Here is an 8,175-nt window from a genome sequence, read left to right on the forward strand (position 1 = left end):
CGGTACGTGGGCAAGGCGGCCGGACCGGCGAATGACCGGTTCCGGGTACTGCTGCGGCGTAGCGCCACGATAACCGAGCGTGAAGCCGCGGGGCAAGGGATGCGAAAACTTTTCACAGATGTGAACGTGAGCTGTCTACTGTGGACGATGAAGATTGCCTGAATGCGGCCGAAAATCCACTGGAACCGCGGGAGTCGCCATCTGACTGTCCACTATGGACGAAAACGAGAGCTCTCGGCGCACCTTAAAGACATGGTAAACTCATCCTGAGATGACGACTGCTGCCGCCGCTTCCGCGCCGCGGCACCGGTCCATCCTCGTTCTGCTGCTCGCCGCGCTGCTCCTGCTCGGCGTGGCCGTACCCGGGCCAGGACCGACTGGTCCGCGTCCGCACGACCCCGAACCGGCCTTGGTCCAGGAACAAGGCCCGCATCTCGTCGCCGCGCACCCGCTGCCGCTCGCCGACGCCCCGGGCGAGATCCGCCTCGCCCGGCCGGATTGGTGCACCGTCCCGTTTTCCGCCGCGCCGCCGGTCGAACTGGACCGCGCGCCCGCACCCGCCGCGGCGCGCGCCCCTCCTGATCGCTGAGTACTCGTTTCCCCACCTGTACCCGGCTCTCAAGAGGATTTCATGAGCAACGGTCATGCTTTGCTGGCCGTCGGCGGCGCGTTTCTCGCCGCCGGCGCCCTCGCCCGCGTCGGCGCCCGGATCGGGCTGCCCACGATTCCCCTGTTCATGCTGGCCGGTTTCGTCTTCGGCCCGCACACCCCCGGACTGTCCCTTGTGGACGATCCGGCCGAGTTCGGCGTGCTGGCCGGGCTCGGTCTCGTGTTCCTGCTCTTCTATCTCGGCCTGGAGTTCTCGCTCGACGACCTGGCCCGCGGCGGTGCCAGACTCGCCTGGGCGGGGCTGGCATACCTGGTGCTGAACATCGGCGGCGGGCTCGCGTTCGGCTTCGTGCTCGGCTGGGGCACGCGCGAGGCGCTGGTGATCGCCGGCGCGATCGGCATCTCGTCCTCGGCCATCGTCACCAAACTGCTCCTGGAAACCCGGCGGATGAACAACCGGGAATCCCGTCTCATCATGGGCATCGTCGTGCTGGAGGACCTGTTCCTCGCGCTCTATCTGGCGCTGCTGCAGCCGGTGCTGAGCGGTGCCGACGGCTTCGGTGCGGCGCTCGCCGACTTCGGCAAGGCATTCGGCTTCCTGCTCGTGCTCGCCGCGCTGGCCCGCTGGGGCGGACGGCTGGTGTCGCGCCTCTTCGGCTCGGCGGATGACGAACTGCTCACCGTCTGCTTCGTCGGCGTGGCTGTGCTCGGCGCCGCGGTGGCCGAGGAGGTGGGCGTTTCCGACGCGATCGGCGCGTTCATGGTCGGCATGATGCTCGGCAATTCCAAGGTCGCGCCGCGGGTGCACAAGCTGGTGCTGCCGCTGCGGGACGCGTTCGGCGCGCTGTTCTTCTTCATCTTCGGGCTGTCGATCGATCCGGGCGCGGTCGGCACGGTCGTCCTCCCGGTGCTGGCCGCGGTCGTGCTGACGCTGGTGCTGAACCTGGCCGCCGGCGCGTTCGCCGCCCGCCTGCACGGCTTCGACCGGCAGGAAGGCGTGAACATCGGCCTGACCGTGCTCACCCGAGGCGAGTTCTCGCTGGTCTTGGCGACGATGGCGACCGCGGCCGGGCTCGACTCGCGGGTGGCCCCGTTCGTCGCCGGATACGTGCTGCTCCTGGCCGTGATCGGACCGCTCGCCGTGCTCCGCTCGGACCGGCTGACCTGGCTGCTTCCGGCCAAGCTCGTGCGGCCGCGCCCGGCTCCGGTGCCGTGAATCGGGGAGGCGGGGCTGTCACTCGCGGCATATTCGGAAGCCACGACCGTCACGCACGGCTATCCTTGGCCCAAGTATGTCCACTCCATCCCCCTTCGCAGAGCTGCGCGCCCAGCTGCCCGAACTGATGCTGCGCGACGAGTACCGGCTCCGTCGTCGTCTCGACGGCGCGCGCCGGTCTCGTGCCAAGCAGGAGACGGCCGAGCGCATCGCCGCCGACGTCGAGACGGCGCTGCTGCGCGTGCAGCAGCGCCGCGAAAGCGTGCCGAAGATCGAGTACCCCGCCGAGCTGCCGGTCAGCAGGCTCAAGGACGAGATCGGCGACGCGATCCGCGACCACCAGGTGGTGATCGTCGCGGGGGAGACCGGGTCGGGCAAGACCACGCAGCTGCCGAAGATCTGCCTGGAGCTGGGCCGCGGCGTACGCGGGCAGATCGGGCACACCCAGCCGCGCCGGCTCGCCGCGCGCACGGTCGCGGACCGGATCGCCAGCGAGCTGAAGACCGAACTGGGCGACACCGTCGGCTACAAGGTCCGGTTCACCGACCACTCCGGCCAGGACACCCTGGTCAAGCTGATGACCGACGGCATCCTGCTGGCCGAGATCCAGACCGACCGGATGCTGCGCCAGTACGACACGCTGATCATCGACGAGGCGCACGAGCGCAGCCTCAACATCGACTTCATCCTCGGCTACCTCAAGCAGCTGCTGCCGCGCCGTCCCGACCTGAAGGTCGTCATCACCTCGGCGACCATCGACCCGGAGCGGTTCTCGCGGCATTTCGACAACGCGCCGATCGTCGAGGTCTCCGGCCGGACTTATCCGGTCGAGGTGCGCTACCGCCCGCTCGCGGACCCGGACGAGCCCGAAGGCGACCCGGACCGCGACCAGACGCAGGCGATCGCGGAGGCGGTGCAGGAGCTGTCCGGCGAGGCGCCGGGCGACATCCTCGTGTTCCTCTCCGGCGAGCGCGAGATCCGCGACACCGCGGACGTGCTGAACCGGCTGGACCTGCGGAACACCGAGGTGCTGCCGCTGTACGCGCGGCTGTCCGCAGCCGATCAGCACCGGGTGTTCCAGCGGCACACCGGACGGCGGATCGTGCTGGCCACGAACGTCGCCGAGACGTCGCTGACCGTGCCCGGGATCAAGTACGTGATCGATCCGGGCACCGCACGCATCTCGCGCTACAGCCACCGCACGAAGGTGCAGCGGCTGCCGATCGAGGCGGTCTCGCAGGCGTCGGCGAACCAGCGCAAGGGCCGTTGCGGGCGTACCTCGGACGGCATCTGCATCCGGCTGTACTCCGAGGAGGATTTCGAATCGCGGCCGGAGTTCACCGATCCGGAGATCCTGCGGACGAACCTGGCGTCGGTCATCCTGCAGATGACGTCGCTCGGGCTCGGCGACATGAACGCGTTCCCGTTCGTGGAGCCGCCGGACCGCCGCCAGGTCACCGACGGCGTGCAGCTGCTGCAGGAGCTCGGCGCGTTCGAGACCGGCGATTCCTCGAAGCTCACCGAGGTCGGCCGCAAGCTCGCGCTGCTGCCGGTGGACCCGCGGATGGGCCGGATGGTGCTGGAGGCCGCGCAGAACGGCTGCGTGCGCGAGGTGATGATCATCGCCGCCGCACTGTCCATTCAGGACCCGCGCGAGCGGCCGGCGGAGAAGCAGCAGGCCGCCGACGCGCAGCACTCCCGGTTCGCGGACCCGACGTCGGACTTCCTCTCCTACCTGAAGCTGTGGGAGTACGTCAGCGAACAGCAGAAGACGTTGACCGGCAACCAGTTCCGCCGGATGTGCCGTACCGAATACCTGAACTACCTGCGGATCCGCGAGTGGCAGGACATCTTCGGCCAGCTGCGCCAGCTCGCCAAACCGCTCGGCATCACGCTCAGCACCACGCCCGCCGAACCGCAGCACGTGCACACAGCGCTGATTTCCGGGCTGCTGTCGCATATCGGGCTCAAGGACCCGGCGAAGGGCGACTACCTCGGCGCGCGCGGGGCCCGGTTCTCGGTGTTCCCCGGTTCGGCGCTGTTCAAGAAGCAGCCACGCTGGGTGATGTCGGCCGAGCTGGTCGAGACGTCGCGGCTGTGGGGCCGGGTCAACGCGCGGATCGAGCCGGACTGGGTCGAACCGCTCGCGCAGCACGTGGTGAAGCGTTCGTATTCGGAGCCGCACTGGGAGCGCAAGCAGGGCGCGGTGATGGCGACCGAAAAGGTGACGCTGTACGGCGTGCCGCTCATCGCGGACCGGCGGGTGAACTACGGCCGGATCGACCCGGAGATCTCGCGCGCGATGTTCATCCGGCACGCGCTCGTCGAGGGCGATTGGCACACGAACCACCGGTTCTTCGCCGAGAACCGCGCGCTGCTGGACGAGGTCGAAGACCTGGAGAACCGCGCCCGGCGGCGCGACATCCTGGTGGACGACCAGACGTTGTACGAGTTCTACGACGCGCGAGTGCCCGAGGACATCGTGTCCGTGCGGCACTTCGACAGCTGGTGGAAGAAGGCGCGGCGGAACGAGCCGGACCTGCTGTCGTTCGAGAAGTCCATGCTCATCAACGAGGTCGCGGGCGCGGTCCGCGAATCGGACTACCCGGACTCGTGGACACAGGGCACGCACGTCTTCAAGCTGACCTACCAGTTCGAGCCTGGCGCGGACGCCGACGGCGTGACCGTGCACATCCCGCTGCCGGTGCTGAACCAGGTCACGCCGGACGGTTTCGACTGGCAGGTGCCCGGCCTGCGCGGCGAACTGGCGACGCAGCTGATCAAGTCGCTGCCGAAAACGTTGCGGCGCAACTTCGTCCCGGCTCCCGATACGGCCGCGGACGCGTTGACGCGAATGTCCCCTTCGGACGGTCCGCTCCTCGACATCCTCGGCGACGAGCTGCACGCGATGCGCGGCATCGACGTCCCGCATTCGGCGTGGGACCTCTCGACGGTGCCGGACCACCTCCGGATCACCTTCCGCGTGGTGGACGAGCGCGGCAAGCGGGTGGCCGAGGGCAAGGACCTGGAAGAGCTGAAGCGCCGCCTCGCGCCGCGGGTGCGGGAGACGATTTCCAAGGCTGCCAACAGCATTGAGAAGGCCGGTCTGGTGCAGCCGTCGTTCGGCGAGCTGCCGAAGGTGTTCGCCTCCACTCGGCGCGGCCACGATGTGAAGGCGTATCCGGCGCTGGTGGACGAGGGCGCGTCGGTGGCCGTGCGGCTGCTGGACACGCCAGCCGAACAGCAACACGCGATGTGGTCCGGCACGCGGCGGATGCTGCGGTTGAACCTGAACTCGCCGATGAAGTTCATTACGCGGTCGCTTTCGAACTCCTCGAAGCTGGTGCTGAACCGCAATCCGCATGGCAGCGTCGCTGGCCTGCTGGAGGATTGTGTCGACTGTGCTGTCGACGCATTGATGGCGTCCGCCGGCGGGCCGGTCTGGGACGAGGCAGGGTTCGCCGCGCTGCTGGAGAAGGTGCGGGCGGGGCTGAACCCGAAGGTGCTGGAGGTTTTGACGGAGGTCGAGCGGATCCTGCGCGCGGCCATCGACGTCGAAACGCGCCTGTCCGACACCCGCGGCCCGGCCGAGTCGCTGGCGGACATCCGTCGTCAGCTGGATGGCTTGGTGCACAAGGGCTTCGTGACGGAAACGGGTGCCGGACGGCTGTCGAACGTGGTCCGATACCTGCGCGGCATCGAGCGGAGGCTGGAGAAGCTGCCGCTGGAGCAGACACGGGACTTGCAGCGCATGGCGGACGTCGCGTGGATCACGAAGGAATACCAGGACGCGTTGGCTGCTTTGCCGCCTGGGACATCCTCGCCCGCGCTGGCGGAGGTGCGGTGGATGATCGAGGAGCTTCGGGTGAGCTTCTTCGCGCAGACACTGGGGACTGCGCATCCGGTTTCGTTGAAGCGGATCACTAAGGCGTTGGACGAGGCGCTGGCCTGAGGATCACTTCACCACGAGCGCGACAGTGGCGACTCCCGCTGAAACTGTGCCAGCTACCGCCGAAAGCGAGGCCGCCACTCCGCCCATGTTGCTGAGCATTCTTCCGAGAGCTTTCGCCGGAGCTTGCTCCTTGAACGCCATCTTGAGCTTCTGCCATTTGTGCTGCCGGAGGCGGCAGCCCAGGAGGACTCCGTTGGCGTTGTTGCGGCAGAACTCTCCTTTCCGGGTCGTTGCGCAACACCAGGTCGGGGCCTGGAAGAGGCAGTACAGCACCACGAAAGCCGACAGAATCGCGATAACTCCCGGCCCCACCGAGGGAACCGTCCACAGGACCGCGACCGCGATCAGCGCCAGATAGCCCCAGAGTTTTCCGATTTTGCGTTTTGTCTTTCTCCCCACCATGGGGCACGACGGTACTCATCGTTCTCGATCGGCGGATAGCGCCTTTGCGGTTGAACGTCACGCGCTGAGCGCCACCTACGGCAACTGCGCGTTCGCCCGAATGGATATTTCGAGTACCGCCATGTGGTTGATGGGAAATCTGAGTCAGCTGATCACTTGGCCTCCGCATAATTGTCCACCGATTTCGCGTCCATGGGAAATCGCACGGGACACGCTTCTCCGAAGACCAGCCTCGCGGCTTCCTGGATCGACGCCTCCACAATGCCCGCGACCTCGTCCGCCAGTTCGGCAGGCGCGTGCACGATCACCTCGTCATGCAGGAAGAACACCAAATGCGCTGGGTCAGGCAGCCGTCCGCGCAAGGTGGCCAGCAAAACGGCAGTCAGATCAGCCGCGCTGGCCTGCACCACGAAATTCCGCGTGAACCGCCCCCAGCTTCGCGACGCCCGGCGCGCGCGGGTTTCCGTCGCCTCGTCCTCGGTGAGGCCGCCCGTCAAAGCTCGCCAGGCAGCGGACGGAGCCGGAGACGTACGGCCCAGCCGAGACCTGACCCGTTCGCCTCGCTCACCCGCCGCGGCAGCATGCTCCACATAGGACACTGCGTCCGGAAAGCGCTGGCGCAGCAACGCAAGCAGTGGCCCAGCCTCGCCGGAGGTGCCGCCGTACATCGCGGACAGCATGGCGATCTTCGCGCGGGAACGGTCGTCTCTCGTGTCGCCGGGGCGGAGCGGGACGTAGCGCGTGCCGGAGAACAGCGCTTCCGCCAAGCGAGCGTACAAATCGGTCGCCGCGGCGACCTCGGCCAGGCGGCGGTCGCCGGACAACGCCGTGAGGACGCGCGGCTCCAGTTGCGCGCCGTCGGCGACGATGAGCTTCCAGCCGGGGTCCGCGGACGCGCAGGAGCGCAACGCGCGCGGGATCTGCAGTGCCCCGCCGCCTCGGGTGGCCCAGCGGCCGGACACCACGCCGCCGACGACGTAGTGCGGTCGGAATCGTCCGTCGGTGACCCATTCGTCCAGCCACGCCCAGCCGTTGGCCGAGTGCAGCCGCGACAGCTCCTTGTACTCCAGCAGGGGTGCGACGGCGGGGTGGTCGATGTCCTGCAGCAGGTACTTCCGCGCGGCCGGGATTTCGATGCCCTCCCGGGCCAGCGCGCGGACGACGCTCGCTGATGAGTCGGGGTTGACTGGCCGTCCGCCAAGGGCCGCCGAGATTTTCGCGGCGAGGTCGACGAGGGCTTTCGGGCGTTGACCAGCGGGTACGCGCGGGCCGAGGCGCTCTTCCAACAGCTGCAGATGGCGGTCGGCGCGCCAGGGGAGCCCGGCGGCGGAGATTTCGGCGGCGGCCAGCGCGCTCGCCGATTCGGCCGCGAGCAGCAGCCGCATCCGCGCGGGATTCTCCGTGGCGGCGACGCGTTTCTCCTGCTCAGCCAGGACCCGCCGGGCCGCGGCGACGACCGTGACGCCCGGCGGCAGGCCGGGGCCGCGCGGGGAGAACAGCGTGGGCTGGGCGTCCTCGCCGAAGGCCGGTCCGTCGTCGGGTGGTTCCTCGCCGTTCGCCCGGGCCCACGCGGCCCGCAGGCTGCGTGATTCGCCCTCCCGGCCCTCGTACGCGAGCAGCAGTCCTTCGGCGAGCGACAGGTCGTAGCACCGGCCCAGCCGCACGCCGGCCTTGACCAGCGCGGGGTAGATCTCCTCGGCCGAGGGCAGCACCCAGCGCGGGCTCTCGGCCGCCTCCAGCCGACGTACCTCGTCGGCCCAGTCGGCGCGCGACAGCCCGCGGAGGGTCCCAGAAGGGCCCTCGATCGTGTAGCCGGACTCTTCCTCCCGGCCGGTGATCACCTGCACCGTCACATTGTGCGGACCAGCACCGACAATTTCCGCACACCCAGGTGCCCGGCGGTGCGGGGATGGGGGCCATGGGGGCGCAGCTAAACACCACGGGGCCCGACCCGGAGGTGGGGGACCCCGTACGGGGGGTTAAAACCCCCCCCCGC

The 8,175-nt window shown here is 68.6% G+C and carries 5 protein-coding genes; 3 read left to right on the forward strand and 2 right to left on the reverse strand.

All coding sequences use genetic code 11. From position 1 onward, the window contains the following. Positions 1-271 precede the first annotated feature (271 nt). The 3 genes from ACFXI3_RS01320 (at position 272) to hrpA (ending at position 5,777) form a co-directional block, all read left to right on the forward strand. Positions 272-589, forward strand: a complete 318-nt coding sequence (locus tag ACFXI3_RS01320; RefSeq protein ID WP_378397325.1) for a hypothetical protein — start codon at positions 272-274, stop codon at positions 587-589. Between the two features lie 42 nt (positions 590-631). Then, the gene (locus ACFXI3_RS01325; RefSeq protein WP_378397326.1) at positions 632-1,825 is read left to right on the forward strand and encodes a cation:proton antiporter; all 1,194 of its coding nucleotides are present in this window, start codon (positions 632-634) and stop codon (positions 1,823-1,825) included. Between the two features lie 76 nt (positions 1,826-1,901). Continuing rightward, complete coding sequence (gene hrpA, locus ACFXI3_RS01330) at positions 1,902-5,777, forward strand: ATP-dependent RNA helicase HrpA (RefSeq protein WP_378397327.1); 3,876 nt, start codon at positions 1,902-1,904, stop codon at positions 5,775-5,777. Positions 5,778-5,780: 3 nt separating this feature from the next. Here hrpA and ACFXI3_RS01335 read toward each other — a convergent pair whose 3' ends face one another. Next, positions 5,781-6,179, reverse strand: a complete 399-nt coding sequence (locus tag ACFXI3_RS01335; RefSeq protein WP_378397328.1) for a hypothetical protein — start codon at positions 6,177-6,179, stop codon at positions 5,781-5,783. A 152-nt stretch (positions 6,180-6,331) separates the two neighbouring features. Further along, entirely contained in the window at positions 6,332-8,026 is a 1,695-nt protein-coding gene (locus ACFXI3_RS01340; protein ID WP_378397329.1) for a bifunctional 3'-5' exonuclease/DNA polymerase, read from the reverse strand. Between the last annotated feature and the right edge of the window lie 149 nt (positions 8,027-8,175).

Source organism: Amycolatopsis sp. NPDC059235, from assembly GCF_042754125.1.
In the GTDB taxonomy this organism is placed as follows: Bacteria; Actinomycetota; Actinomycetes; order Mycobacteriales; family Pseudonocardiaceae; genus Amycolatopsis; species Amycolatopsis albidoflava.

What these genes read in the sequence shown, in the direction of transcription:
- ACFXI3_RS01320 (WP_378397325.1), top strand. Translation starts at nt 272, where the DNA reads ATGACGACTGCTGCCGCCGCTTCCGCGCCGCGGCACCGGTCCATCCTC.
- ACFXI3_RS01325 (WP_378397326.1), top strand. Translation starts at nt 632, where the DNA reads ATGAGCAACGGTCATGCTTTGCTGGCCGTCGGCGGCGCGTTTCTCGCC.
- hrpA (WP_378397327.1), top strand. Translation starts at nt 1,902, where the DNA reads ATGTCCACTCCATCCCCCTTCGCAGAGCTGCGCGCCCAGCTGCCCGAA.
- ACFXI3_RS01335 (WP_378397328.1), bottom strand. Translation starts at nt 6,179, where the DNA reads ATGGTGGGGAGAAAGACAAAACGCAAAATCGGAAAACTCTGGGGCTAT.